The 25,501-nt window shown below is 35.4% G+C and carries 23 protein-coding genes and 1 CRISPR repeat array; of the genes, 8 read left to right on the forward strand and 15 right to left on the reverse strand.

Annotated elements, in window-relative coordinates; all coding sequences use genetic code 11:
* Window positions 1-6: 6 nt before the first annotated feature.
* On the reverse strand, window positions 7-1,506 hold the full coding sequence (locus AC4PG8_RS05635; RefSeq protein WP_160464198.1) for a DUF2334 domain-containing protein: 1,500 nt from the start codon (window positions 1,504-1,506) through the stop codon (window positions 7-9).
* Entirely contained in the window at window positions 1,499-2,974 is a 1,476-nt protein-coding gene (wsfD, locus tag AC4PG8_RS05640; protein ID WP_492170125.1) for a glycan biosynthesis hexose transferase WsfD, read from the reverse strand. The genes AC4PG8_RS05635 and wsfD overlap by 8 nt, the downstream gene beginning before the upstream one ends.
* Window positions 2,975-3,211: 237 nt before the next feature.
* Here wsfD and AC4PG8_RS05645 point away from each other — a divergent pair, with 237 nt between their 5' ends.
* Window positions 3,212-3,952, forward strand: coding sequence for a MerR family transcriptional regulator (locus tag AC4PG8_RS05645; protein WP_010990469.1), 741 nt, complete (start codon window positions 3,212-3,214; stop codon window positions 3,950-3,952).
* Between the two features lie 152 nt (window positions 3,953-4,104).
* Complete coding sequence (locus AC4PG8_RS05650) at window positions 4,105-5,766, forward strand: SulP family inorganic anion transporter (protein ID WP_003760615.1); 1,662 nt, start codon at window positions 4,105-4,107, stop codon at window positions 5,764-5,766.
* Window positions 5,767-5,813: 47 nt separating this feature from the next.
* On the opposite strand, the gene AC4PG8_RS05655 is transcribed toward AC4PG8_RS05650, so the two are convergent.
* Window positions 5,814-6,257 (reverse strand): DUF2798 domain-containing protein, encoded by a 444-nt coding sequence (locus tag AC4PG8_RS05655; protein WP_185481838.1) that lies wholly within the window; start codon window positions 6,255-6,257, stop codon window positions 5,814-5,816.
* Between the two features lie 106 nt (window positions 6,258-6,363).
* A complete protein-coding gene (locus AC4PG8_RS05660; protein WP_003726690.1) occupies window positions 6,364-7,116 on the reverse strand; it encodes a MurR/RpiR family transcriptional regulator in 753 nt (250 codons plus the stop codon).
* A gap of 202 nt (window positions 7,117-7,318) precedes the next feature.
* Between AC4PG8_RS05660 and AC4PG8_RS05665 the strand changes: the two genes are divergently transcribed.
* Window positions 7,319-8,635, forward strand: a complete 1,317-nt coding sequence (locus AC4PG8_RS05665; protein WP_003726689.1) for a 6-phospho-beta-glucosidase — start codon at window positions 7,319-7,321, stop codon at window positions 8,633-8,635.
* A gap of 30 nt (window positions 8,636-8,665) precedes the next feature.
* Here AC4PG8_RS05665 and AC4PG8_RS05670 read toward each other — a convergent pair whose 3' ends face one another.
* Both AC4PG8_RS05670 and AC4PG8_RS05675 read right to left on the reverse strand, forming a co-directional pair.
* Complete coding sequence (locus tag AC4PG8_RS05670) at window positions 8,666-9,670, reverse strand: ROK family protein (protein WP_492170126.1); 1,005 nt, start codon at window positions 9,668-9,670, stop codon at window positions 8,666-8,668.
* A gap of 131 nt (window positions 9,671-9,801) precedes the next feature.
* Window positions 9,802-11,217 carry a DHA2 family efflux MFS transporter permease subunit gene (locus AC4PG8_RS05675; RefSeq protein ID WP_003770629.1) on the reverse strand — a complete coding sequence of 472 codons (1,416 nt, stop codon included), beginning with the start codon at window positions 11,215-11,217 and terminating at the stop codon, window positions 9,802-9,804.
* Window positions 11,218-11,362: 145 nt separating this feature from the next.
* Here AC4PG8_RS05675 and AC4PG8_RS05680 point away from each other — a divergent pair, with 145 nt between their 5' ends.
* Window positions 11,363-11,731: a DUF1304 domain-containing protein gene (locus tag AC4PG8_RS05680; RefSeq protein ID WP_185512874.1), complete on the forward strand. Its 369-nt coding sequence runs from the start codon at window positions 11,363-11,365 to the stop codon at window positions 11,729-11,731.
* A gap of 72 nt (window positions 11,732-11,803) precedes the next feature.
* Window positions 11,804-13,122: a CRISPR direct-repeat array (repeat unit 29 nt; unit sequence ATTTACATTTCATAATAAGTAGTTAAAAC).
* 197 nt (window positions 13,123-13,319) lie between these two features.
* Here the strand turns inward: AC4PG8_RS05680 and cas2 are convergent.
* The 7 genes from cas2 to cas6 form a co-directional block, all read right to left on the reverse strand.
* On the reverse strand, window positions 13,320-13,598 hold the full coding sequence (gene cas2, locus AC4PG8_RS05685) for a CRISPR-associated endonuclease Cas2 (RefSeq protein WP_003721310.1): 279 nt from the start codon (window positions 13,596-13,598) through the stop codon (window positions 13,320-13,322).
* Window positions 13,599-13,602: 4 nt separating this feature from the next.
* Complete coding sequence (cas1, locus tag AC4PG8_RS05690; RefSeq protein ID WP_312025204.1) at window positions 13,603-13,884, reverse strand: CRISPR-associated endonuclease Cas1; 282 nt, start codon at window positions 13,882-13,884, stop codon at window positions 13,603-13,605.
* Between the two features lie 16 nt (window positions 13,885-13,900).
* Complete coding sequence (gene cas3 / locus AC4PG8_RS05695; protein ID WP_185512875.1) at window positions 13,901-16,084, reverse strand: CRISPR-associated helicase Cas3'; 2,184 nt, start codon at window positions 16,082-16,084, stop codon at window positions 13,901-13,903.
* Between the two features lie 67 nt (window positions 16,085-16,151).
* Window positions 16,152-16,934 (reverse strand): type I-B CRISPR-associated protein Cas5b, encoded by a 783-nt coding sequence (gene cas5b / locus AC4PG8_RS05700; protein WP_185512876.1) that lies wholly within the window; start codon window positions 16,932-16,934, stop codon window positions 16,152-16,154.
* Window positions 16,912-17,781, reverse strand: a complete 870-nt coding sequence (gene cas7i, locus AC4PG8_RS05705) for a type I-B CRISPR-associated protein Cas7/Cst2/DevR (RefSeq protein ID WP_070753592.1) — start codon at window positions 17,779-17,781, stop codon at window positions 16,912-16,914. The genes cas5b and cas7i overlap by 23 nt, the downstream gene beginning before the upstream one ends.
* Complete coding sequence (gene cas8a1 / locus AC4PG8_RS05710) at window positions 17,771-19,459, reverse strand: type I-B CRISPR-associated protein Cas8b1/Cst1 (protein ID WP_492170127.1); 1,689 nt, start codon at window positions 19,457-19,459, stop codon at window positions 17,771-17,773. Before cas8a1 ends, cas7i begins: the two co-directional genes overlap by 11 nt.
* A gap of 15 nt (window positions 19,460-19,474) precedes the next feature.
* On the reverse strand, window positions 19,475-20,197 hold the full coding sequence (cas6, locus tag AC4PG8_RS05715; protein ID WP_492170128.1) for a CRISPR-associated endoribonuclease Cas6: 723 nt from the start codon (window positions 20,195-20,197) through the stop codon (window positions 19,475-19,477).
* Window positions 20,198-20,477: 280 nt separating this feature from the next.
* Here cas6 and AC4PG8_RS05720 point away from each other — a divergent pair, with 280 nt between their 5' ends.
* From AC4PG8_RS05720 to AC4PG8_RS05735, 4 genes are read left to right on the forward strand one after another with little or no spacing between them, the layout of a single operon-like run.
* Complete coding sequence (locus AC4PG8_RS05720) at window positions 20,478-20,717, forward strand: hypothetical protein (RefSeq protein ID WP_160464209.1); 240 nt, start codon at window positions 20,478-20,480, stop codon at window positions 20,715-20,717.
* Window positions 20,714-21,580: a CatB-related O-acetyltransferase gene (locus AC4PG8_RS05725; protein WP_185538003.1), complete on the forward strand. Its 867-nt coding sequence runs from the start codon at window positions 20,714-20,716 to the stop codon at window positions 21,578-21,580. The genes AC4PG8_RS05720 and AC4PG8_RS05725 overlap by 4 nt, the downstream gene beginning before the upstream one ends.
* Before the next feature lie 21 nt (window positions 21,581-21,601).
* Window positions 21,602-23,116: a glycosyltransferase gene (locus tag AC4PG8_RS05730; RefSeq protein WP_492170129.1), complete on the forward strand. Its 1,515-nt coding sequence runs from the start codon at window positions 21,602-21,604 to the stop codon at window positions 23,114-23,116.
* A complete protein-coding gene (locus AC4PG8_RS05735; protein ID WP_492170130.1) occupies window positions 23,097-24,428 on the forward strand; it encodes a glycosyltransferase family protein in 1,332 nt (443 codons plus the stop codon). The genes AC4PG8_RS05730 and AC4PG8_RS05735 overlap by 20 nt, the downstream gene beginning before the upstream one ends.
* A 57-nt stretch (window positions 24,429-24,485) precedes the next feature.
* On the opposite strand, the gene AC4PG8_RS05740 is transcribed toward AC4PG8_RS05735, so the two are convergent.
* Window positions 24,486-24,824, reverse strand: a complete 339-nt coding sequence (locus AC4PG8_RS05740) for a hypothetical protein (RefSeq protein WP_185540367.1) — start codon at window positions 24,822-24,824, stop codon at window positions 24,486-24,488.
* Window positions 24,817-25,461, reverse strand: coding sequence for a hypothetical protein (locus AC4PG8_RS05745; protein ID WP_185540369.1), 645 nt, complete (start codon window positions 25,459-25,461; stop codon window positions 24,817-24,819). The genes AC4PG8_RS05740 and AC4PG8_RS05745 overlap by 8 nt, the downstream gene beginning before the upstream one ends.
* Between the last annotated feature and the right edge of the window lie 40 nt (window positions 25,462-25,501).

Raw genomic sequence — 25,501 nt, forward strand, 5'->3', positions numbered from 1 at the left:
TTCACCTCATTTCATATATTTTTTCATATAAAGCCGGTATCCAAAGATGAATAAAACACCAATAATTCCAAGAGAAAGTACAATAATTATCGTGAAAAATGTATTTTGATAGCCGAAAAATCCTTCTAGACTACCAGCTTGTTTTTTAGTTTTATCTTTATTTGTTTTAATATACTTTAAATCACCATCTAGCGTTACGGACTGATTATTGATATAAAGCGAGCCAGCATTTGATTCGATTGTGTCTTTATTTGTTTTTACTTGATGATCTTTATACCGGAAGTCACTTATGTTTTCATTTGCCAGATTGTTCGCAGCAGCCTTTAACTCCTTCTCATTCTGGAAAAATGAATAAGTCACCGCTATATCAACAGGGAAGTTTTTTCCGCTTGTCGTCGTTTCATAAAAATCATTCGCTACACTATAAGGTGACTTTTCAAAAGCGCTACCGTTGTTCTTTTTCGTTGTATGAATAATTTTTTGGTTCGGTAGTAAAATTCCAGTGTTAAATGGTTCAAAGCCTTCAGTACCATATACTTTATCAAAATTCCAATATAGTTCTGCTGTCACACCGAGTGCCGCTATATCATGGTCTGCAAAAAAATGTAACGATTTTTGGATAATGTTTTCAAGGTCTCCCGGCGGACTATCTCCATACGTAACGACTGGAACATCCATCATAATAGTGCCATTTTTTGCTTGTACATATCGTAAAATTTCCGCATAATTTTTTGCTGCTTGAAAATCTTGATTATAGAAAACCGGCCCAGCACTTATAATAAAAGGAATTCCTTTTTCATAAAATGTGTCTGCCGTTTTTTTAAGTAAATCAAAATCAACAAACGGGTTTACATCCGTTATAAGTGCATATTGATTCGTCGTAGTTTTAATTTCAAATACTGCTTTGAGTAAATCCATCAACGCAAATTCACTCGTATTATTTGCTTGAAATATTGGCGTATATGCATAATTTCCAGCTCGAATACCGTATGCTGCTTTGCCATTTTCCGCAGCATCCATTTCGCCTAACGCTTCTCCTTTATAGGAAGTAATTAAATTCGTTTCGCTCACTAACTGAGGTTTTCCCGCTAGTCCTGCCTCGGTTTTAATAGTGATGGAAGTATCTGTAATCGCTTTTGTTTGCAACTGCAATTTATTCGCTAAGAAAGTTGGTGGATTTGCACCTATATATGCGATTTTCGCCTTACTTTCAGCTAATTTCTCGTTCCATTTGTCCGTTAATTGATCCTTTTTATTTTGCAGTACGATAATTTCGCTTGCTTGACTTAGATCCGGATTTTCTTCCCAAGAGTAGACCGTCACCCGTTTTCCCAAACTGTTTAACATTCGAAGTAGCGAGTCCATATTCCCTTCGTTATCCGTCCCTTTTGCCAAACTATCATAAAAAACGACCACATCACTATCTGCTTTTGCTGTTTGAGGATGGGCAGTTACTACGAGAGCGACGCAGGCAAAGAGAATACTTATAATGATTTTTTTACGCATTCCGCTCACCTCGTTTCTTCAAATAAAATTCGAGTAATGAAGCCGCGCCAATCAACATCGTTAAGTCAAAACAAACATTAAACAGGAAATTATGCTTCGTTAAATCCGCTTCTCCGTCACCAACAATTGTCACTAAAATCACTGCAAATCCTGAGCCAATCAGTAAAACGACTAAATCAAACAGTAGCGTTCCCCGAATGTTCTTCTCGCGGAAATGTTTAAACGCGCTCACACCATATCCAATCAGAAAAACAAGCGCCCATAAAATCAAAAACGTGAATTTCTCCGGAGCAAGTTTTTCTTTCACATCACTGTAAGCCGAGAAAAAATGCGTTTTCTCTTTAAATTTATATCCTGTCGCTTTTTCAAAATTACCCATTTCAAATGGTCGAATTGAAAAACTATTTTGCGCGGATAAATCAAGCATTTTCCCAAATTGTTTCGGATTTTCCAAATAATAACTTAAAACCGTGACAAAATTATAATTTGGATAAAATTCCTGTTCCATTAATTTCGAGTCTAAATCAATCATTTTATATTTTTGATAAAAGTTGGTTCCTTTAAGTAAAGCAAATTCAGAGTTCATTCCCATTTCCTCGAGTGATTTCTCTGGATTTTCCGAATCAAGCAACACACCGCGAGTCATTGTTTGATACTGATTTATCGTGACAAACTCTCCTGGAATGAATGCGTACATCACTACACCGCTCATGAAAATAACAAAAAAGGTAGCCGCAGCCGAAATCCGAAACGCGCGATTTTTCCGGATGAAAAACACGAGTATACCGCAAACTGCAATCACAACCGCAATTGGCGCATTTTGCTGCTTGGCCGTAATTAAAATAAGGGACGCTACAAAAATCAAGCCTAACATCGCATAGTCGTTATATTTATGGTGATATAAAAGTAAAAATCCCGCTGAAATATACAGCATCATAATCAAAATAAGTCCTTCACTAAAAAACGAATTAAAATAAGCTGTATAAGCGGTATCTGCGAAAATAAATACAGTTAGCGCAGCAATAACGTAACCAGACCAACCTTTCATTTTTGCCGTTAAACCAGCCACTAATAAGTAAATTGCTGGCAATAGAAGCACTAATTGCAAAGCACCTAAAAAACGTACATCAAAAACAGTTGTTGACCAAAAAATTTTATTTAAAAGAAGCGCAATTTGAATAAAAATACTTTGCGAGGAGTATATCGCAACTTGATTTTCATTAAAATATTGATAAATCCCGAACTCCTTCACAAAATGTCCAAATTGTAACGCGTCATAATTAGCATTATTTACAAATAAACCATTGCTTGAGAATATTCTAAAAAAGTCTCCATTATCAGCCATACCAATATACGGTGGCACAAAAAGCGCAATAATAGTTATAATAAAAACACAAATAACCGCAAATATTTGCGGTGTTAGATGATGCCATAGCCACGTACTAATGGATTTTATTTTCCCCGTCATGATGCTATCCCCTTTTTATTCTCGCTAATTCCATTCACAAATTAGACACATTTACACTCCATTATACGAGAATGTCATAAGTTTTTCCATGGTTTTATTTATTTTATTACAATTAACGCGAACAACTTATTTACTAGCAACACTTTTCCACTAAAAGAGTTATAATAAACAAAAAAACTTTCTTGACTACTACGTCGCGTCATACTTTATAGTTGAAATCAGAAGGAGGAATCATTCATGCAAACAAAAGAATTAGCTGAACTCACTGGTGTAAGTGTGCGCACGCTGCATCACTACGATAAAATCGGCCTACTCGTCCCGCAAAAAGACGACTGGAACGGCTATCGTATTTATTCAGAAAAAGATGTCGACAAATTACAACAAATTCTTTTCTTTAAAGAACTCGATTTCCCTTTGAAAAAAATAAAGCAAATTCTTGATGATCCTAGTTTTGATAAAGAAGTCGCTTTATCCTTGCAACGCCATTTATTAATAGAGAAAAAAACACGAATTGAAGCGATGCTCGAAACCTTAGATCAAACCATCAAGAACGAAAAAGGAGAAATAATTATGACGAATGAAGAAAAATTTACTGGCTTTGACTTTTCAACTAATCCATATGAAGAAGAAGCACGAAAACTTTGGGGAGATAAAGTTGTAAATCAAGCAAATGAAAAAATCACTAATATGAATGAAAAAGAACAAATGGCTATAAAAGAAAGTTTTGATGCAGAATTTCGCCAATTGGCCGCTGTTAGAAAATCCGCCCCAGAATCAAATGAAGCCCAACAAGCAGTCCACCAGTTTTTCCAATATTTAAATGATACTCACGGGAATTTATACTCGCTTGAAGCATTTGCAGGACTCGGAGAAATGTACGTGGCAGATGAACGTTTCACTAAAAATATCGACCAGTTTGGTGATGGCCTTTCTGCTTTTCTGAAAGAAGCTATGGCGATTTATGCCAAAAACAATTAAAAAAACCGCGATTTTCTTTTTAACGAAAATCGCGGTTTTTTTTAATTAATCCACCAAAATAGGGTTGGTATAACTTATAACAGGGTAAATAGTATAAGATTTAAATAATATTGTAGAAGAAGAAAATTACTATGTTTTAAAGGGAGGAACTTATGTTTAAACACATCTTGCTTTCATTAAATGGGTATAAAGCATCCTATTTACGAAATGATGTTATTTCAGGTGTTGGGGTTGCTGCACTGACAATTCCTGTTGCAATGGGATACGCGCAAGTAGCTGGACTTCCACCCATCTATGGTTTATATGCATCATTTTTGCCGGTTATTGCTTATGTTATTTTTGCCAGTTCGCCGCAATTGATTTTTGGGATTGATGCGACAGCTAGCGCCATTACTGGGTCCATTATCTTAGGAACAGCTGGACTTGCAGCAGGATCCAAAGAAGCCATCGCGCTCGCCCCGATTCTAGCATTCTTTTGTGCAGTCTTTTTAGTACTTTTCTCCGTCTTAAAATTAGGTCGTTTCGCAAAATACATATCTGCTCCAGTTCTAAGTGGATTCATTTCAGGACTTAGTGTTTCCATTATTATGGGGCAAATTCCAAAAATAATGGGACTTAAAGAAAGCGGAGATAGTTTCTTTTCTAGTTTAGGTATTATTTTCGGTCAATTTTTCCAGTCTAATTGGATTTCATTTGCAATGGGTATCGTTACAATCATCATTGTCATAACTTGTAAAAAAGTAATTCCAAAAATTCCGATGTCACTTGTTGTCTTAGTACTCGGAACAATGGCAGCTTATTTCTTCAAACTCGACCAATATAATGTAGATATTGTCGGTAAAATCCCGGTTGGTTTCCCTTCCCTTGCACTTCCTGATTTTGGAGCAAGTTCATGGGCACTTGCGATTGGTGGCGGTTTAGTTTGTGCTATCGCTACCTTTGCCGGTTCACTATTACCAAGTGAAAGTTTTGCAATGAGAAACAAATATACGATTGATGATAATCGTGAGTTATTCGCTTACGGGATTTCTAATTTCGTCGCTGCGTTTTCTGGTTGTTCTCCAGCGAGTGCCAGCGTATCAAGAACAGCTGCAAACGAGCAATTTCGTGGTAAAACACAAATGGTTTCGATTGTTGCCGCAACCATTATCGCACTGATTGTTGCCTTCTTAAGTGGCTTACTTTACTATATGCCACAACCAGTTCTTTCAGGTATCGTATTCGCCGCTCTTGTGGGCATTATTGATGTAGATGTGTTAAAAGGTTTATTCAGAGTTTCTCGTCGTGAAGCAACCGTTTGGATTGTTGCCGCTCTTGGAACACTTTTAGTAGGTGTAATTTTCGGGGTACTACTTGGAATTTTCTTATCGTTCATCAATGTAGTCAGTCGCTCAATGAAATCACCAATTGCGATTCTTGGCGTGATTGACGGACGCCATGGTTACTTTGACTTAAAACGTAAACCAGAAGCAAAACCTATTCCAAATGTAGTTATTTATCGTTATAGCGCTTCCCTTTTCTTTGGGAACTTTAACAAATTCGCAGATGGCTTAAAAGAAGCTGTCCAAGATGATACAAAACTAGTCATTTTTGAAGCGAGTGCGATTATTAATATCGATACAACCGCTACCGAATCTATGAAAGACTTGCTCAAATGGCTTGATGATAAAGGCATTGAATATTATTTCGCTGACCTAATTGACCATTTAAAAACCAGCTTTAGAAAACATGATCTTGGCTATATTATCGATAACGGCTACACGAAGAAAACCGTGGAAGACGCGCTCGATGCTTATTATGCCGAACATAAATAAAAAAACGCTTAGCCGGGTCTAAACTCGACTAAGCGTTTTTTTCATTTTTACAAAAGGGCAAAAATCCGCGGACTAATTAATCGCACAAACGGTGACACGATAAAAATTTGCAAAAATAAAGCCACAAAATAGTTGCGCAAAATAAGAATACCTAAGTGACTCCATTCGCCTTGGTTTACAATCAGGCTAAGGGTCGACATAAGCACACACATAAACGTAACCATTAACAATTGCATCATGATGATCTTTTTAAATTTCGAAGCATCCTCACTTACCAAAAGGGCGTGCAGACGAGACGCGATTTTTCCTACTACAAAAAAGTCTAATAAAAATCCAATAAAAAGAAACGGAACAAACGCTTTTAGAATAATCATAAAAGAATCCGCGCCAATACCATTTTCAAGAAAGATATTATAAGAGCTCATGCATAAAATCATTAAAGAACACATAATAAGTGTAAAAACGACCTTCTCTTTCATATTACTGTACATAATTTCACCTCCAAAGAACTATCGTAGCAAAATAAAAAATTCTTCGTAAGTGACAATTTTGTTACAAAAAAAGTTTTACTCGGAAATCCAAGCAAAACTTAGCTTTTTACATTTTTTCTTTGTCAATTTGGGTTCTTATTTCCCGGGCAATATTTTCAATTGTATATAGTGCCGGTAGTTGGGAAGTGATGTTGGCTTCCTGGTACATTTCCTTATTAATATAATAAGCAATATTCGCATCAGATAGCCTCGCGATGGTCGATTTCGCGCTATTTGTAATCGAAATTACTTTACAATTTTGCGCCTTCAGTTGGTGAATGTAGCGAATGATGTCTTCATTTTCACCTTCCACCGAAATCGCAATCATGCAGATTTTATCAGATAATTTGCTCGATAAATGGTAAAACGGGTGGTTGAGCGGATCTTCAATATGTAGTGCCAGCGTGAATAATGACGAAAAATAAATCGCGCCATATTCAGCGATTACGCCCGATGAACCCACCCCAGCAAATAAAACAAGTTCGCGGTCGCGGAGAATTTCTACTGCATTTTGAATTTGCGCTTTAAATTCTGGTTGCGCCGTCCGTTTCAGAAAATCGATATAAGTCGTTTCATCCGCCATATCGATTTGCGCCAACTTCTGCTCTTCCAAATAAAGCTGCAACTTCACACGAAACTCCGAAAAACCATTACAACCAAATTTTCGGCAAAAACGTAGAATTGTCGTCGTACTCACATGCGCTTCCGTCGCCAAATCGCGAATCCGCATATAAACAACCTTATCTAAATTCGCCACAATATAATTATAAATATCTAATTCTGTATCATTTAACTCCAAATTTTTATCCAAAAAAAGCATTTCCGCACCTCTTTTCGCTTTATTTTACCATGTAACACCTCGTTACTCAAATGTGACAAGTTCCTACTTAGAAAATCCTTACCTAAACCTAACCAAATACTAGCTATTTCTCCATAATATTCCTATACTATAACTGTGAGAAGAAAAGGACACTAACAATTAAGTAAGCCTTTTCAAAAAAATATCCTTGGAGGTATAAATAATGACTAAAGGTATTAAAATCGCGACTATTGGTGGCGGATCAAGTTATACACCCGAACTAATCGAAGGATTTATTAAACGTCAAGACGAATTACCAGTTCGTGAACTATGGTTAGTAGACGTAGAAGCTGGCCGTGAAAAATTAGAAATCGTTGGTAATTTAGCAAAACGTATGGTAGAAAAAGCTGGCGTTGACATGGAAGTACATTTAACACTAGACCGTGAAGAAGCTTTAAAAGACGCAGATTTCGTAACAACACAATTACGTGTAGGTTTATTAGACGCACGTGTGAAAGATGAGCGCATCCCGAATTCATATGGCGTTGTTGGTCAAGAAACAAACGGACCAGGTGGCATGTTCAAAGGACTTCGCACAATCCCAGTTATTTTAGATATTTGTAAAGACATGGAACGCCTTTGCCCAGATGCTTGGTTAATCAACTTTGCTAACCCAGCAGGAATGGTAACAGAAGCAGTTCTTCGTTACAGTAACCAAAAGAAAGTTGTCGGTTTATGTAACGGTCCTATCGGCATCGAACGTAACATCGCTGAAACTCTTGGCGTAGACGTTTCTGAAATTTACGTAGAATTCGTTGGTCTAAACCACATGGTATTCGCGAAAACTGTTTACCATAATGGCAAAGACGTAACAAAAGATGTTGTTTTCAAAATGACAGAAGATGAAGCTGGCTCAAGCCTTAAAAATATCAATGCAACTGGTTGGGACAAAACGTTCTTACGTACACTTAATATGATTCCAATCGACTACTTGCGCTACTACTGGCAAACAAAACAACAACTAGAAGACCAAGCTCGCGCATACGCAGAACATGGTACTCGTGCAGAAGTTGTTAAAAAAGTAGAAGCTGAACTTTTCGAGCTTTACAAACAAGAAGAACTTGCTGAAAAACCAAAACAATTAGAACAACGCGGCGGCGCTTACTACAGTGAAGCAGCATGTAACCTAATTAACTCTATCTACAACGACAAACGCGACATTCAAATCGTTAATACTCGTAACAATGGTGCCATCCTTGATATTGACCCTGATTCCGCAGTAGAAACAAACTGTGTCATCACTCGCCAAGGTCCAATTCCACTAGCAAGCGGACGCCTTCCAATCGCTATCAACGGCATCATCCAAGAAATCAAAACTTTCGAGCGCCTAACAGCCGAAGCAGCAGTTACTGGTGATTACGACAAAGCACTCCTTGCAATGACAATCAACCCACTAACTCCAAGCGAATCTGTAGCCCGCGAAATGCTGGACGAACTTTTAGAAGCGCATAAAGAGTATTTACCGAATTTCTTTAAATAAGTAAAAAAGAGCCTGTCAAAGGGCTCTTTTTTATATCCGCCAATCCGTCATATTATTCTCCAAATAATCAATCCCAAACGCCAAAAGCCCAATCCGATAATCCGTCGTAAACTTACGCGACAACACAATTTTCGGCAAAGTCGCATACGGATAAACTTGCTTCAACTCTTCCGTCAGTTCCTCGGTAAAATCCTTCTGCCCAAAGTAAAAGTTCGTATATAACACAATCGTTTCCGGATCGTAAAAACTCATCGTGAGGAGCACCATTTTTCGAATATGTGCTTTAATTTCATCGACCGAAAAGTCAAAGTTATCCCAGTCCACTTGAAGCGGCATATGCTTAATCTCCCCAGCGAGCCCATTCTGCCCTTTCAAAATCTCGCCGTTCATTAACAATCCAGCACCTGGAGGAAAACGTTCCGGATAGTAAAGTCCCACAATGTTCTCCTCTACAACAGGCCGATTTTTATACCCTAAAATTGCCGCATTCGTATCCGTCTCAACCAACACTGGCAAATTTACTTCCGCCTCCAAAGTCTCCCGCAGTTGCACATTTAAAAGTAGCGGAAAATCCATCGCGCGCAGCTTACCACCAATTTCAATCCCTGGCACCCCAATTACAACGCAAGAAATCTTCGGAAAAGCGCAAACAAGATCTTTCGTATTCCGTTTCAGCGCAGTAATGTCCAAATCCTCCCCAGACATATCCTCCACAAACTCCGGCTCACCAAGCAAATTATAGACCGAAAAAGAATAAGTAATTTTCTTCCACTTTTCTTGCAAACTAATAACTAACACCTGCTGAAAATTAGGATTAATTTTATACGAAACAGCTCTTCTTCCGCCAGTCGCAACTGAATTATCTTGCTCTAAAATCTCTTCATTTTCCACTAAATCACGAATCAACTTATTCACTGTAACTACACTAAGTCCAGTCACTTCGGCGATTTCCGCTTTTGTCATTGCACCTTGGTGGCGTAAAATCGACTTGATATTTTTCTTATTCAACTCTTTTAAATCACGAGGAAGTGCCATTATCAATCGCTCCATTCGTAAAGTTATTAAACAAACTTTATAAACTATATTTAATATTATTTTAACCACTCAGAACCCATTTGTCAAAACAAAAAAAGAACCTCTCATTACGAGAAGTTCTCTTCGCTTTATTATTTAGCTTTACGAATAAATAACGAACATAGAAGGCCAATACAAGCCATAATCAGTCCAAAAACAAAAGCATTTTGAATTCCGGCTGTCAGTGAAGCGACCATTTGTTCAGGTCCCATCCCTTGCGCCGTTTCCATATAAGCTTTTTGTCCAGCAGACATGATTGTAATCGCAACAGCCGTTCCAATCGCGCCGGAAACTTGTTGCAATGTGTTCATAATCGCCGTGCCATCAGGATATAATTTTGGCGGTAATTGGTTTAATCCGTTTGTTTGTGCCGGCATCATTACCATTGAAATCCCAATCATCAATACCGAATGAAGCACGATGATGGTTAATGCAGATGTTCCAACTTCTATTCTCGTTAAGAAAAATAGTGCAATAACCGCTACGATAAACCCTGGGATAACAAGTGCGCGTGGACCGTATGCATCGAACAAACGCCCAGTAAATGGTGACATTAAACCATTCAACACCCCACCCGGAAGTAATACTAATCCCGCCGAAAATGCCGCGAGTGCTAAACTATTTTGCAAGTAAAGCGGTAGTAAAATCATCGTCGAAAGAATCATCATAAAACTGATAAATACTAAAATAAGTCCTAATGTGAACATTGGGTATTTAAATACTTTCAAGTCCATCAAAGGTTTTTCCATTGTTAGTTGGCGCCAAACAAAGAGTCCAAGCGCAATTCCACCAACGATAATTGAAACTAATACCGTCGCGCTTCCCCAACCATTTTCTCCCGCACTACTAAAGGCAAATACAACTCCACCAAAACCTAGCGTCGAAAGAATAATCGATAAAATATCAATTTTCGGCTTCGTAACAACCGAAACATTTTGCATAAATTTCATTCCGAATAATAACGCAATAATAAGGAATGGCAAGGAAATCCAGAAAATCCAGTTCCAAGTCAAGTTTTCTAAAATAAGTCCTGAGATTGTCGGACCAACTGCTGGTGCAAACATAATTACCAGCCCAATCATACCCATTGCCGAGCCACGTTTATGCTCTGGGAAAATCAGTAAAATCGTGTTAAACATTAACGGTAGTAATAGCGCCGTACCTACTGCTTGCACTACGCGTCCAATCATTAACATCGCAAACGTTGGCGAAAGCGCCGCGATCAGCGTGCCTGCAATCGAAAAACTCACTGCTGTAAAAAATAAACCTCGTGTTGTAAACCATTGTAAAAGCAATCCCGAAATCGGCACTAATATTCCAAGCGTTAGCAAATAACCTGTCGTAAGCCACTGCACTGTCGCTGAACTAATATCAAACACCTGTATCAAATCACTAAGCGCCATATTAAGAGCAGTTTCACTGAATAGTCCAATAAAACCTGCCATCAAAAATGAGGCAATAATTGGTATTGGGCGAATCTTCTGCCCACCTGTTGCTTCTTGCTGCATATAATTTCCCCCTTCTCAGACTAAAAATAAGTAGTCTACGTTTGATATTACGGAGATTTTGCCAATAAGTCAACGTTTCAAGCTTTATTTTTACGAAAAATTTACAAGCTATGCTATACTTCGGAGTAGAAAAGAGGGATTTTTTATGGCCATTTTAGCATTTATTTTAACCTTCATCGTAATGATCGAGCATATTTATATAATGATTTTAGAAATGTTTTTCTCCAATACCAAACTCGCAGCCAAGACGTTTGGTGTCGAGAAGAAACTACTTGCGAATAAGAAAGTACAGACACTATTTGCGAATCAAGGGCTTTATAATGGCTTTCTTGCGGCAGGACTTGTGTGGGGATTGTTTTTCGCGGGGGCAGGATTTGCGGAAACTGTGCAGATTTTCTTTTTGAGTTGTGTAGTTGTGGCGGCGCTGTTTGGCGGTGCGACTTCTTCTAAGGGGATTTTGTTGAAGCAGGGCTTGCCGGCGGTTTTGGCGTTGGTTGTGGTTTTGTTGGTTTAGAGGAGTGTAGGAAAAGGCTTGGATTTGGGTCCTGGCCTTTTTTATTTTTGAGAGATAAATTTTAAGAGGAAGTTTACGATTTCATAATAAGTAGTTAAAACAGATTATAGCTGTCTGAATTGCTGTGCTTATACTATTTACATTTCATAATAAGTAGTTAAAACTGGAGGAACTAATTATTATACTCTACCATTACCAGAATTTACATTTCATAATAAGTAGTTACAACCTAGTCTTTTTTAATTTGCCTTTTGACATGTTGTATTTACATTTCATAATAAGCAGTTAAAACCTTTATTCGTCAATCCGTCAGCAAGTTCATTTAAATATTTACATTTCATAATAAGTAGTTAAAACGACGATGTCTGCGTCCTCATAGTCGCTATAAATGAATTTACATTTCATAATAAGTAGTTAAAACTCAACCACAACTTTTTATGCCGCTTTTTCTATTTAAAATTTACATTTCATAATAAGTAGTTAAAACAGTACAAGGATAAGTGCCTATCATTACATCGGATTCATTTACATTTCATAATAAGTAGTTAAAACTTATTTCTTGTAGCTCTGCTCCCTCATCGATTTGTATATTTACATTTCATAATAAGTAGTTAAAACGGTTGCCGATGGAAAGAAAACATTCGAAGATTACAAATTTACATTTCATAATAAGTAGTTAAAACCCGAATATTGATGAAAAAACCGCCAATTTTACCACATTTACATTTCATAATAAGTAGTTAAAACCTCGCCACTCCGCATCATACCCCAGTTCATTGAGCGATTTACATTTCATAATAAGTAGTTAAAACGCTCTGTGTTAGTGATTAACCAAGTGCCATATTTAGATTTACATTTCATAATAAGTAGTTAAAACTTTCTTGGGAAAATATTACTGGCACGTGTCAAGGCTATTTACATTTCATAATAAGTAGTTAAAACCACGCAAAAGTGCAAAGTGCAGATTGACGAATTTCATTTACATTTCATAATAAGTAGTTAAAACTTTGTAGATCTAATATAGATATCCCCGCCCATAATATTTACATTTCATAATAAGTAGTTAAAACAATCAGTAGCGGGCGTTCCAAGTTGTTACTTGAGTGATTTACATTTCATAATAAGTAGTTAAAACGTAATTGCCGTCATCATCGTTTTGCTTTTATTGAATTTACATTTCATAATAAGTAGTTAAAACTTTGTTTCAGTGTTTCCGCCGGGAGCATTTACGCTATTTACATTTCATAATAAGTAGTTAAAACATAGCAAGCCTGCACCGATCATCTTGCAAATCGAATTTACATTTCATAATAAGTAGTTAAAACCGTTCATGCCTTTTCCAGAAGGATTAACATTTCCAACATTTACATTTCATAATAAGTAGTTAAAACCCGCTCTATTTTACGCCTACTCCCATCATAACTCAGATCACTATTTTTGTCGACCTCTTAAAAATTGCGTAAAAATCATAACTTATCCCTTTAGATTTTCGCTTAAAAACTTTAAACTCTTTCTCCCCCAATGATTTCCCAAAATCTGTCGAACCCCACTATTTTTCGCACTACTAAAGGTCGACAGACCGAGAACATCAAAAGAAATTAGAAGTCTTTTCATCCGTTAATCCCCAAAATTCTTTTTCTAGCCATCTTTGTTGTCTACTAGAAAAAACAATTACTGAATCTTGATCATCTCGAATATACTTATCTAACTCCATCCTTAACTTAACTAAAAGCGCTGGAGTTATTTCACCTTCAAAAACTGATTTTTGAACATGAGTTAAGTACTTTTTACAAATCTTAAATACATTTCTCCAGACTTTTGCTCCACCATTTTCGATTGAAATATCATAAATTAAAATTACATACATATCTTCACCACCAAATTTTAAATGCTTCGTATTCTTTGTCATTCATTAAATGCTTTACTAATTTATAACATTCTAAGCGAATTAAATGTCGATAAGATACATTTCTTCCTAAATCCCGATGTTTAATCGTTTCCTTCATCCGTAAATCATATGCTTGTAATACCTTTTGCCGAGCTGCTTTTTTCATATAGCAAAAGTTTGCCTCTTTTTCAAAGTCATCTTGGGTAATAATATTTTTGTTTAACAAACTAAAAATAATCCGATCAGCAATTAGCGGTTTGAAAATCTCTGTTAAAGAGAGCTCACCGCATAAAAATCCCTATCTCATCCGAATAATCACATTTAAACTTAATAACACTCTCATAACCGTTTATTTCGTGCACAACGCCCTCGCCTTTCCTATAAAGATAGTCAGGAATACTCACCATAAATTCTGCTAAATTGGTTCTTGCAATCATTTTCTCTTTTGTTGATATTTCCTTAGAGGTTTTACGAAGAGTAGCAAAATAAGAATTGATTTCTTCCGCATTATCTTGCCAAACTTTTTCCGGAATGACAGAAACGGAATTAATGTTTCTAAATCTCATACGAACATCCGCTTTATCCATTACATAACTGTCAAAAGCTTTCACATAGTTTATCGTTTTTCTCAAATCGTTATAAAACTCACTACCACGTAAAGCCTCTGCTGAATAAACCCGCTCCACCAGCTCCATTTTCTTCTCTTCTGTCAAAACGCCAACATGCTCATTCAAAATCGTCTTAGAATTTTCGAATATCAACTTATCGATAAAAGTCCCTACTCCTGAGCAAACTTTTGCACCACCATCAAAAACATAGACATTCGTATCTACATCCAGTGCCCGGTTTCGATAGCATCTGCCCATCCGTTGAAACAGTCCATTAACATCCGATAGCTCCGTGAACAGTAAATCAAAATCTATATCCAAAGAAGCCTCCACGACTTGCGTTGCCACCCAAATACATTTTTTCGTACTATCTTTTTGCCCATCTTTTAAAATTGCTTTTTCTTTAGCCGAACGATCTTTTTTAATAAATTGACTATGAATGAGATGAATTTCCTCGCCTTGAAAATGCTCTTTTAACTCCGAATAGATTTTTTTCGCTTTACTAATAGTGTTACAAATAACTAAAATTCGATTATTGTTAAAAAATGGTTTAATAAATTCGCTTTCAATCTCTGTATGAACCATCTCCATGCTGTGGCGAATTCGCGACGATACAAATTTCTCTTCTGGTTGGACAAAATCCACTCCATTTTCTAAAAGTAAATCTGTCACTATTCCCGGTAAAGTCGCCGTCATAATGCAGAACTTCCCACCAAATTTATCAATATAAGATAACCCTAAAATCAAATAAGCTAGTAAGTCGGGTGAGTACATCTGGATTTCATCAATAATCACTTTGGAATAAGATAAAGTGGCTAATTTATGTTCAAAACCTGCATAACGAAAGACAAAATCAAACAATTGATCGAGCGTGCAAATAGTTATAGGTAAAGACATTTGCCTCGTCCTCGTATAATATTCATCAATATCCATCTCCGCATTTCCTTCATGCAGCAAATACTGACTATATGTTTCCGAATGAAGTAAACCCACTCGCTCGGCTTGATTGGTCGTAACAATATTTTTTGTGATTCGCTCATAAATTGCATTGATTGCTGCCCGCAATGGTAGCGTGAAAAAACCTTTATTATTCCCAAGCCAAAGCAGCCCTGCCTCCGTTTTCCCCATGCCAGTTTCAGCAATAACGACAATATTTTCATTTTGGTGCTGCATCATATATTTTTGCAAAGCATTCCAATCAGCTTCTGGATTTTCTGCTTTAAAATGGCCTAGTTGCATTTCCATCGAATCCATCAAGAAGTCATTCTCAAGTTCTACATCAATTCCCCCACTCGCTGCAAAGTCAATTCGATTGAGTAAGCCTTTTAGTAGAACGTATTTTTTGAATGTTTCTGCGTCCGCTGCGGAGTTACCTTCGAAAATTCGGGATCCTGGGTAGAAATACAACATTTCTACCTCACTACTATATTCCGCATTTTCTCCTAGCTGACTGTAATTAAAATCCTCCCACTGCTCTTCTAATCTAATAATTTCATTTTTCCACTCTGAATCAGAAAAATCATATTTTCTTTCATGATGTCGTGCAATTGCCTGATAAACAACTTTAATTTCATCCTCCGAGTATCCCATTTCTTCAAGTTTACTATCCGGAACGAATGCAACAGACAAATAACCATGCGGAATTTCTTTACCTTTACCAGAAGCATTACCTAATTTCGTTTGGAATAATAGATTCATTTTCCCTAAATCATGTAGTAAACAAACTAATTCTAGTAAATACCAATCTATTTCCACAGCTGGGTATAGTTTTTTTAGTCTTTGATAGTTTTTTAATAGATTATCCGTATGTTCTTGAATTGTTTCTTCTGGATTAGATTTCGCTAAATATTTCTGCATCTCAAGCCGCTCCTTATACAAAATCCCCTTGAACACTATACATTCAAGGGGTAATTGTTTGTTATTATTACTCCTCTTCTTCAATAAAGACTAAGTAATCATCTTTATCAAAAAAGAAAACATCTTTCTTAGAGACAAAAATTCTACTTGAGTAAATAACATCTTTCTTTCGCCACTTACGGAAAAACTTAGGTGCTTTTTCTGTTCCGTGGTTAACTCTTTCATATTTTTCTGTTAGCAAATACCTTGTGCCTAGCAGTTTATCACGACCAACTGAGCTTTCATGTGATTTGAAATGAATAGAATTATTTTCAGTGAGCGAGATTGGCACATAGGCATTGTAACCATCTGATATTTCTGTGCTTTTTTTAGGTTGCCGTTTCTCCACATTCACAACTTCCACCTTTTGAATAGTCGCAATATCCTCTCGGCGACCTAGCGATGGGAACTCGATTGGCTCTCTAAATGCTTTTTCGATGATCGGTACGAGTGATGGATCTTCAGGAATGATATGCAGCAGTAGTTCCAAATCCACAAGAAGCTCAACAGTTGATACACCACGACTAACACCATACTTATCTACTTTAATTTGGTGTCGTGATGCATCATAAGTCATCCCATTTTTAAACTCATACCTCGTCGCTAAATCATTCACCTTCGAAAAGTACTTGCCTTGAATACTAATTTTCATTTCATGATAGCTTGTAAAATCACAAAGCGTATGAACCATCCCAATTACAGTTGAATAAGGCGGTAAAGGATACGTTTCTTTTAATTGAAAACTAGTTGGTTTTTTAAAATTCACCAAGTCTTGCCAAAGTTTTACTCTAATTGCTTTCATAATAAGCATCAATCTTTCCTTTAATATCGTTAAAGAATGCCGGCACAGATTCTGCTTTTAGTTCGGCTTTCACTTCATCAGAATTAGCAAATTGTCCATCAATAATACCCACTCTCGTATTTTCTTTAATATCTTCATACGTAAGTAAATCTTTAATATTTTTAATAACAATACTGTTATCTGTTACATCTACAACATTTTGGAAAACAGGATTTTTCACATCATAAACTCCGCCAATAACGAAAAGTGGTTTTAAATCTTCTCGGCGCCCGCGAATGTCACGGTACAAGAACGCTACTGTGTCCATCAATTTTTTCACACGACGAGCTTTTTCTTTATTATCAAGTGCAATTTCACCATCAATGCCAATTTGATCTAAATCAATCGTAATGGTATAACGATAATAAGATTTATGAATTTCAGCTTGTGCGATATTCATGTTTTCATTTAATTTATCGGCTTGACCTTTATTCGTTAGAAAATCCAAATCACCCTTAAACGTTTCAAGCGAAATTGCATTAGATAATCGGACTTTTGCAGAACGTTTCTGCCCACCGCTTCCTTTTTCTGTTTTAAGGTAACCAAAGAAATCAAGTTCTGGGAAATCTGTAATAGTCGCTTCACTCAGGAATTGAATGACTTTCTTATCACCGCCACCTTCTGCCTTTACAGGAGCTTCTTTCTCTCCAATTTGATCCATTAAGTTGTAGCGAATTGCTTGGCGAGAAATATATGTATATTGGTCACCGTTATTTCTAGAAATCTTTTTAAGTGAAGAAATATTACCAAGAGACTCCCCGTAGTTAGCACTTTCTGCTTGGAAAATAATTGTCATTGCTAGTCCTTTATTTTTCATCTGTGTTTCCCCCGTCTTCTTTTTTAGTTTTCTCTCCACCTACTCCAAGCATAAATGCATAACCTACTGATTTAAAAGCTTCATCATTCGAAAACATTTTTATGAATACATCCGGAATAGGCATAGCTAAATAGGAATAACTATTTAATAAAGTATCCATAAATCCATCTTTATCATTGACCTTTAACGAATTTAATAATTTGTATGTTATTCCCGAAATTTTATTTTCTGACTTCTTCTTAACATAACCTTCCTTAAATTCCTTTCCACAATTTTGAACGAACCATAATTGATTTTGAGAAATATTTGTCATCACTTCCATCTCCTTCAAAAATTTTGTATTTATATCTAAAATCCCTGAAACGTGCCCCATATTGTAATACAACCCATTTACACTAGTTTGCTTATAGTAGATTAATTTATGAATAAGCGTAAATAAATTTTCATTGTTAATTAAATGCTGAAGAACTTCTTTGTACAAATTAACATTCAAATTACCTTCTTTGTAGCCACAACGAATTAAACCTTTCAATATTCCCTTTGAATCATTTACAATATGCAACATTTTTTTAGAAAGTAAATTGAAACGATAATGCTCATTTTCGTATCTAACTAACTGAATATCCGCCAGTTCATAGCGACGATTATTTTCATGCTCCATCGTAATAGACTCCACAAGCGCTCGGTAAGTATTGGTTGAATTAATTCCATCTTTATTAAAGCGCAGGATAGAATTCCGCATACGTTCATTAACACGATGCAACTCCTCTACGCCATATGAATCGTTGATAAACATACCTTCTCCGTACACATACGTAAATCCAGCTGGAACACATGAATAAATCAAACGACAAATCGGACAAGTCGCAACATCATTGTTAAAATCCCATACGTGCGAAGTTTTCTTCTCTATATCAAAACCAATATCATTCATAAAACTAAGCCCAGTTTTCAGATTTTTGATAGGCAGATTACAATTGAAACAATTATATTTTGCTTTAGATAAATCTGAATCTACATAATCTAATACTGGATCCAGAAAACTAGTTTTGTAATCTAAATAAGGATCTGCAAGTTTTGTTTTTGTATACAGAAAAGACGTACCCGTCCATCCTTTATTGATAACGGAATAAATCAGATTCTTTGCCCCAAGGTACTTAAGACCCTTTTCACCTAAACAAAAATCGATAATAAAGTCTAGCTGAATATAATTTCGCTTCACTTTTTCAACTATATCAATTTTCACATCTCCCCATTGTTGCTTTTTAGTTAGATTAATTGCATTTAAATTTTCTAACCATTTAGTAACATTAGCTTTTGCATCAATTAACGAAAATACCTTAATATAGTTAGACTTCTTTAAATAAAATTTAACAACATCTTTCATATACTTATTCAAATCATTTAATGCTTTTTCATCAAAAGAAGCAAAGTCTTCCGCTCTAAATCGCTCCATTGTATCTTTATAAGAAACAATTTTAAACCAAGCCAATGTTTCTTTGTATTCTTGAATGAAAAAATTAAAATATTTATCTTCAAACCCTACTAATAAATCAGCTTTAAAATAAATAGATTGCCCGTTCATTCTTACATTTTCTTTACCAACGATATTTAGAAAACCAGTTAAACCAGCATTTATTAACCAATCATTTGCCCTTACTTCTATTTCTGTCCGCACTTTTCCACCTCCAGTCTAAAGCTGCTCTATCATGCCAAACCCCGATCCTGTCATAGTTCCAAGCCCGTTCTCCACTAAATATTTCTGCAAATATGCCTCAGCCTCCAATTCAAAAATCCCAACTGAGCTTTCAATATGTATCTCGTGGCAATAGACGACTACTTTCTTCATCGAAATTGGCGTTATTTTCAATTTTTCCAAATCATAACGTGCTTGCTCACCATGTGCTTCTACCAAATAAGGCAACATGTTTCTTTTCAAAGTTGATTCAAATTCGGCATCCTCGAAACTGTAAAACCAATTCTTGAATGTTTCCTTATTATGATTTCGACTAACTATCGGGGAAAGCGTTTTCATAATTGTGCGATTGCCAACGATTTTTTTCTCAGGGACTATTTGGATATTTTTTATAGTTATATTATTTTCAGCTCCAAATAAAACTTTGCTACCTCTCAAACTGATTAATGCATTATAAAAAATGACTCCTGTTTCTGCATCTCCCGTTGAAAAATTAATAATACAATTAGCTTCTTCAAGATTAATTTCCGACTTATTGTTCTGTGGTTTAGGTAAGTAAACTGAAAAAGTATACTTCTTATGTTTGTTCCCGCCAAATAAATCTTCATATCTCTCTGGGTTTGATTTCGTAATTCCCGCTTTAAATAGACTAACAATTTTACTTCGAAAATCTTTAGGGATTTTTTTAGAATCAAAGTCACAATTTATCTTTAATCTCACTGTGTCTCCACCTCCATTCCGTAAGATAAATTTAACATAAAAAAACGCCCAAATCAATTGCAAATAAAGGGTTTATTATTTATTGTGTTTTTTTACACATTACAGATTTTATTTTTTTAAATTTATCACTTTTAATTTTATTTTATACTCTACTTCTTATTATAAACACAACGCAAACCGTACTAAATAAAGCATCAAAAGTAATACTTCATGCCACTTTAAAAAGTAAAATACAATGGGTATGTGTAGAAAGAAAATAATTTTAGAGAGTGTGGGGTTCATGATATTTGCATACGTTAATGCGCCTAGTTTTATGCGTGTTTTTTTTACGATTTGTTCGTTATTTATTTTATGTGGACCAAGTTTGTTGGCTGTTAGGTATTTAATAAATAAAAAACGGTTTAAAAACAGAGATCCTGTTGAAGAAGAAAAAATGATTGAGGCTATTTATGAAAAAGATGAAAATGGGAAATTTCCATGGGAAGTAGAATTAGAATATGGCGAGGAGAAACTAATATGACAAATAAACAAGGATCAAAGAGTATTTTGGGAGAGCTTGAGTTTCCGATAAATGGCTTGGTAGCTACTAGGAGTCATGCTTCCACTTACTTTGATTTCACGAGAAATATGATTGATTTTTTTAATGAACACCATATTTATACTATGAATAATAAATCCAAACAACATATCGGAAATACACGTTTTCTTGTTAGTGAATTTGCTGTTATTGAACCTTATTCTGCTTTTTTAGTGGGGAATTTTTTTCACTCTATGGGGGCTTTTTCTTCTTCATTTAGCAACACCTTACCAATTAACACTGTAGTCGGACGGTATTGTTCGTTAGCTTCAAATATTCGTCGTTTTGGAGCCAATCATCCGACAGATAGATTCACTACTTCTTTATTGACGTATTCCCAAGACTTATCGATTTTTGATGCTTACAATTCTGAACATCAAGCAACATTTTCGTGTAAGCCTTCCTCAATTGAGAACTACTCTCCCATCATTATTGGGAATGATGTATGGATTGGACAAGATGTAAGTTTTGTATCGACCGGAATTACAGTTGGAAATGGTGCGGTTGTGGCTGCGGGGTCTATCGTTACTAAAGATGTTCCTCCGTTCGCTATTGTCGGCGGAGCACCTGCGAGAATTTTGAAATATCGTTTTGATGAAGATGTTTGCAAGGAATTACAGCGATTACAGTGGTGGAAATACGCCTATACAGACTTTAAAGGGATAGAGGGCGACATTTCAATAGAAAAATTTATTGAAAAAGTTTCTTATCTTACGGAAAATAAACTAATTCAGCCATTCACACCCAAGCCTGTAACGATAAAAGATTTTAAATTAGCCGCACAAGAAGATTCACAAAAATCATAAAGAAAGTAGTGATTTACAACTATGACCGTTTATCATATTAATAAAGCAATTGGCTGGGCCTCATCTGGCGTTGAATATGCTCAAAAATATCGAAGTTTGGCGCTTCATTCTACCGAGACGGAACAGCAATTTATTTTTACAGATTATTTAGGTACTAATTTGATTCATTTTACAACGTTATTAGGGCTTGAAACGAATGAAATTATTGGTATTTATGCATTTTTAGCACAGCAACAAAATCACCCTTCCAGCTATCCACTAGAGTCTTTTGAAAAACGATTAAATAGCTCTTTCTCAAAAAAAGAAATGTTGCAGAATCAGCTAATTTATACGATTCCGAACGCTAATATAAGTTATAGAGTTTGGCTAATTGATCAGCAATTTGTTGATCGTATTGATATTTTGTATAACCAAAAATTAATTCGTGTAGAGCACTATTCCGATCGATTAACAAATATAGAATACTTCGGGAATAACCAGTTAATTTCCCGGGCTTTTTATACAGAACAAGGATCAGTAGCATATCGCCAGTTTTATGAAAACAGACAAATAACGTTAACTTTTATTGATAATAAAATTTTAATTGGACGCAATGCTTTTTTTCAATTATTTTTCCAGCGCTTAAAATGGAATTCAGAAGATATTGTTTTGCTGGATCAAAGTCATGAATTAGTTGATGCAGTTTTCCCGCAATTGAACGGCGCGCGGGTTGGGATTATTATTCATGCAGAACACTATAACGCTTCTTACTCTAGTCCAAGCCGAATTCTTTGGAATAATTTTTATGAATATGTTTTTACGCATGATGAATATGTAACCTGGTACATTCCTGCCACTATACAACAAGCGAAAACAATGAAAGAACATTTTATAAAGATGAATAAAGATGCTTCAAAAATCCACACCATTCCTGTAGGATGCGTTGATAAAGTGAACGGCACAATGGACATACGAAACAAATACAATTTAGTCACAGTTTCACGTTTAGCAACAGAAAAACATATTGATTTGCTAGTTAAGGCGGTAGTCGCAGCAAAGAAACAATTTCCCGAAGTTACCTTGTCGATTTACGGAGAAGGCGGTTGTAGTACTTCTTTGCAGCAACTCATTTCTAAATTAAATGCTGAAAACTATATATTTTTAAAAGGACATCAAGAAATGACGCATGAATACAAGAAATATGGTGGCTATATAACCGCCTCTTATTCAGAAGGTTTCGGTTTAACTTTGTTGGAAGCAATTAGCTACGGAATTCCAATCGTCGGCTTTCATGTTCCCTATGGAAATACGGAATTCGTCCAGGAAGGAATCAATGGATTTTTAGTTAAAAAAACAGATTCTGAAGAAAAAAACATCTTCAATCTTACGGCCGGCTTGGTCAAAATGCTATATCCTCATTTCGACTTAACACAAGCTATCGCCTATAACCAAGAAAAAGCGGCCAAATACACGGTAGAAAATATTGGAAAACGATGGGATCAGCTTTTTTCTGATATAACAACGAAGGAGGGCTTACATGAATATATTTCTAGCTGATTATTATCATGAATCCACTAAGCGATTAATACAAAGTTTATCTCTAGCTTCCATTAATTGTAAAACAGTAGTAATTCACTATGATGGAGATATTTCTACCGAGTTCTATTCCCCGTTCACCTACTTTACTGGTTGGCACGCAGCAATAGGATCAGGGCTTTTTTTCAATGAAATTAAAGTTCCACCGCTCTATGAAATACGTCACCAAAACTCACTTGGAGGCAATATTTTTCTTGGTGATTTTATTGTTGGGAAATTCCATTATTTTAAAAATACCCAGCGCATCGTAAAACAAGTTGATTGGTTAGACAGGAAAGGTTCAGTAGTTACAAGTGATTGCTATTCCATCCAAGGTTTTAAATACGCCATCCAACTTTACGCAACTGATAAAAAACTCTCCCAGAAAATCTTTTTAAATGAACAAGGTGATGAAGTTATTCGTTGGAATTTAGAGGTTGGCACAGTCCAATTAAACAATAATCATAAAATAGTAGAGTTTGCTAATTTAACTGAGTTTACATCTTATTTTATTCATACGCTGCAGCACTCTGGAGAAATTAAAAAAATCAACCAATTATTTATTAATAGCCTCTCATTCCCTTTATTTGTTGCTAATACCTGTTCTTACCAAACAACATTATTCTGGCAAGAATTTATTAAAAATGACATTCCGCAAAATATGGTGCATGAGTTAGTTGAAAAAAGAGCACTGACGAAAATAATTTTTGAATCAGAAGAAGAGTATAAGAAAGTATCCCAACTATATTCAAATTCACATGTAAAATTAAATTATTTATCTCCTCTTGAGAAATTTGAACGATTACACAGACCTTCTGGCAAGGCGCTTATTCTTACAAAAAGTGACCAACTTCACCATATTGAAGAAATATTAGATAATGTTCCTAATCTCAAGCTTACCATTGCTGCACCAACAAATATGAGTCAAAAATTATATAATTTACAAGAAAAGTATCCGTCTATTTCTCTCTTGCCTTCCGTTTCCGAAAAAGATATTTCTACACTGCTTGAAATGCATGATATTTACCTCGATATTAATGCTGGGAGCGAGGTCGACAATTGTATTTACAGAGCATATTGCCAAAAATATTTAATTATCGGATTTGAAGAAGTTGCTAAAAACCCGCGCTATGCTCTTTTAAATAGTTCTAACGAGTATGTGAAGCTAATAGAACTATTACAAAATGGACTTAATCCTAAATTTGCGGCAACTCTAGTTAACAAGCTAGAACGAAAACATGGTCCAAAATCTACTATCAAACAATATAAAAAATATTTAAATTCCCACAAATAAATACAAAAAAACACTGCCAATCACGATTACTTGGCGGTGTTTTTGCATGAAATATTCTTACCTGCTCAACAGTTGATTAAAATAACTTACCCCTTTAAAAAAATAGAGATTTAACAGATTGCTATCTTCTAAATACGTAAATAAGATTTCTTTATTGAACAGATAAATAGCGGTGTTCTCCTCTTTACTTTGGATATAGAAATTTTCGAAGTCCTGAATAAATTGGTATTCTGGCACTACTAATCCGAATTCTTTGTAGAACAACTGCTTTACTTTTTTATCTGCTGCAGCAACATGCTCTTGATCTATTAATAATAGTTTATTATGCTCTAATTTAATTACTTGGTGCTCTACCTCTTCAATTATTTTCATAAAGAAAAATGGTTCACTAATCAATTTTTAACGCTCCATTCTCGCTAACAATCTTTGGACAATGATAATAAATAAGTTTTTTTCCGCTCTTTTGAATGTATCCTTTCGCTTGTAAAATCAGTATAGCTTCCTCTATTTCTTTATAGGAGGAATCCACTATACGAGCAATGTTCTGAAGAGAAAATGTGTTAAGAACCATGTTGCTTTCTTTTTTCTCAAACAATCTATCAAGTAAATAAATCACTCTCAGCCACGTCTCTTCTTGAGATATTTTCAAATTGAAACGAATACCTTCTTGTATTTTTTTTACATACATTAAATAGAAACAGGACAAAATTTTTTCAGATTCAAGTAGTTTGAACAAATCATTTTTATTGAATAAATTATATTCTGTATCTACCAATGGAACTAAAATCATTTCCGAATCTTCTTTTGTAACAAAAACAAAATTACCACCTTCTAATAAGTCATAGTAGACTTTATTTTCAAAGTGAATTTCTCTTAAGAAGTAAGTATTATCAATATAAATAACGGTATCATTCGGAATAACAATTTCGGTATCTTTTTTAACTCTTTTCCTTCTTACTAATAGTTTTCTAAAAACAAAATCTTTCAAAATCGTTTTTTGACAAATGTGATAAAAAAATTCAATATATTCCATTTCCTCACCCTTATATGTTAGCTAGCATATATTATCCTTT

This window comes from Listeria sp. MAN/IMW/UF555 (assembly GCF_058684075.1).

Coding starts and splice junctions, on each gene's coding strand:
- AC4PG8_RS05635 (WP_160464198.1), bottom strand. CDS start 1,506: ATGCGTAAAAAAATCATTATAAGTATTCTCTTTGCCTGCGTCGCTCTC.
- wsfD (WP_492170125.1), bottom strand. CDS start 2,974: ATGACGGGGAAAATAAAATCCATTAGTACGTGGCTATGGCATCATCTA.
- AC4PG8_RS05645 (WP_010990469.1), top strand. CDS start 3,212: ATGCAAACAAAAGAATTAGCTGAACTCACTGGTGTAAGTGTGCGCACG.
- AC4PG8_RS05650 (WP_003760615.1), top strand. CDS start 4,105: ATGTTTAAACACATCTTGCTTTCATTAAATGGGTATAAAGCATCCTAT.
- AC4PG8_RS05655 (WP_185481838.1), bottom strand. CDS start 6,257: ATGTACAGTAATATGAAAGAGAAGGTCGTTTTTACACTTATTATGTGT.
- AC4PG8_RS05660 (WP_003726690.1), bottom strand. CDS start 7,116: ATGCTTTTTTTGGATAAAAATTTGGAGTTAAATGATACAGAATTAGAT.
- AC4PG8_RS05665 (WP_003726689.1), top strand. CDS start 7,319: ATGACTAAAGGTATTAAAATCGCGACTATTGGTGGCGGATCAAGTTAT.
- AC4PG8_RS05670 (WP_492170126.1), bottom strand. CDS start 9,670: ATGGCACTTCCTCGTGATTTAAAAGAGTTGAATAAGAAAAATATCAAG.
- AC4PG8_RS05675 (WP_003770629.1), bottom strand. CDS start 11,217: ATGCAGCAAGAAGCAACAGGTGGGCAGAAGATTCGCCCAATACCAATT.
- AC4PG8_RS05680 (WP_185512874.1), top strand. CDS start 11,363: ATGGCCATTTTAGCATTTATTTTAACCTTCATCGTAATGATCGAGCAT.
- cas2 (WP_003721310.1), bottom strand. CDS start 13,598: ATGTATGTAATTTTAATTTATGATATTTCAATCGAAAATGGTGGAGCA.
- cas3 (WP_185512875.1), bottom strand. CDS start 16,084: ATGCAGAAATATTTAGCGAAATCTAATCCAGAAGAAACAATTCAAGAA.
- cas5b (WP_185512876.1), bottom strand. CDS start 16,934: ATGCTTATTATGAAAGCAATTAGAGTAAAACTTTGGCAAGACTTGGTG.
- cas7i (WP_070753592.1), bottom strand. CDS start 17,781: ATGAAAAATAAAGGACTAGCAATGACAATTATTTTCCAAGCAGAAAGT.
- AC4PG8_RS05720 (WP_160464209.1), top strand. CDS start 20,478: ATGATATTTGCATACGTTAATGCGCCTAGTTTTATGCGTGTTTTTTTT.
- AC4PG8_RS05725 (WP_185538003.1), top strand. CDS start 20,714: ATGACAAATAAACAAGGATCAAAGAGTATTTTGGGAGAGCTTGAGTTT.
- AC4PG8_RS05730 (WP_492170129.1), top strand. CDS start 21,602: ATGACCGTTTATCATATTAATAAAGCAATTGGCTGGGCCTCATCTGGC.
- AC4PG8_RS05735 (WP_492170130.1), top strand. CDS start 23,097: ATGAATATATTTCTAGCTGATTATTATCATGAATCCACTAAGCGATTA.
- AC4PG8_RS05745 (WP_185540369.1), bottom strand. CDS start 25,461: ATGGAATATATTGAATTTTTTTATCACATTTGTCAAAAAACGATTTTG.